This is a genomic window from Mycoplasma wenyonii, from assembly GCF_003265155.1.
Taxonomy (GTDB): Bacteria; Bacillota_I; Bacilli_A; order Mycoplasmatales; family Mycoplasmoidaceae; genus Eperythrozoon_A; species Eperythrozoon_A wenyonii_C.
Genome location: NZ_QKVO01000029.1, coordinates 1 through 1177, shown reverse-complemented (window position 1 = coordinate 1177; position 1177 = coordinate 1). Strand labels below are relative to the sequence as shown.

General features: G+C 33.1%; 1 protein-coding gene. It reads left to right on the top strand.

Features of this window, described 5'->3' with window-relative positions:
* A partial coding sequence (locus DNK47_RS03325) for a restriction endonuclease subunit S (protein ID WP_112665935.1) occupies positions 1-1134 on the top strand: 1134 nt, incomplete at its 5' end.
* Positions 1135-1177 lie beyond the last annotated feature (43 nt).

Genomic DNA, 1177 nt, shown 5'->3' with positions numbered 1-1177 from the left:
GAGATTTGTGAATTTCAAAGAGGATTAACCATTTCTGAAAAAGATCAATTTAAAGAAAATATTGAAGGAGATTTATTACCAATAATCAAAATAGGGAACATACAGGATACAGAAATAGTCAAAAATAATTTGTGCTGACTTGACCCTAATAAGTTCCAAAATATCGATCAGTTTTATTTTTTGCCTGGAGAGATTTTGATCGTAAACACAGGATTTACATCTGGGAAAATTGGTTGAAATAATTCAAATACTAAATATGTTTTTTACAGTGGATTTTTGAAGTTAAAACCCCAACTCGAAATAATCAATCAAAAATATTTATTCTATGTTTTACTTAGAAATCAAGAAAACATTAACTCTTGTATATTAATGGGGGTTAGGCCGGCTTTAGATCTTTATAAAGTAAAAAAATTAAAGATTCCTCTCCCGCCCCTTAAGCAACAAGAAAAAATTGCAAAATGGCTCGAGACCTTCTCGTCCCTAGAACGGCAACTAGAACGGCACAAAACTCAGTATAGGTACTATTTGAACCGCCTAATGCGGGGGGGGCGCTTGGTGGAACTGAAGAAGATCATTAAAGAGTCTTTTACAGGAACTTTGATTACAAAGTCTCAAATCACAACTGAAGGAACTCCTTGTATTAGATATGGGGAGATTTACACTTCCTACGATATATGATGTGAAACTCCAACTTCCCACATCACATTAGAGAGCGGAAAGAAATATAAGTACTGTGAAAAAAATGATCTACTTATTACAAAAGTGGGAGAAACTATTTCTGAAATAGCCAAACCCTTGGCTTATGTCGGAGAGCAAAAAATACTTGCGGATAGTGCAACAATTGTTTTATTGCATGAACAAAATGCCAAATATTTAGCTTATGCATTATCCAAAGATGACATAAAAAAGCAAAAAGCAAAGCTATTTGATCAAGGCCCAGCAATAGCCAATATACGAATAGACCAAGCATTGAAACTCCAAATCCCTTTGCCATCTCTTGAAAAACAAGAAAAAATAGCTAATTGATTAGATAGATTTAGGGAGTTAACCGAAAATATTTCTAAAGGCTTGCCTAAAGAAATTCTTTTACTTAAACAACAATCTAGATACTACAGAGAAAAACTAATTAACTAATGACTGAATTGGAATTAAGAGAGAATATTGCTAAAAGCATTTG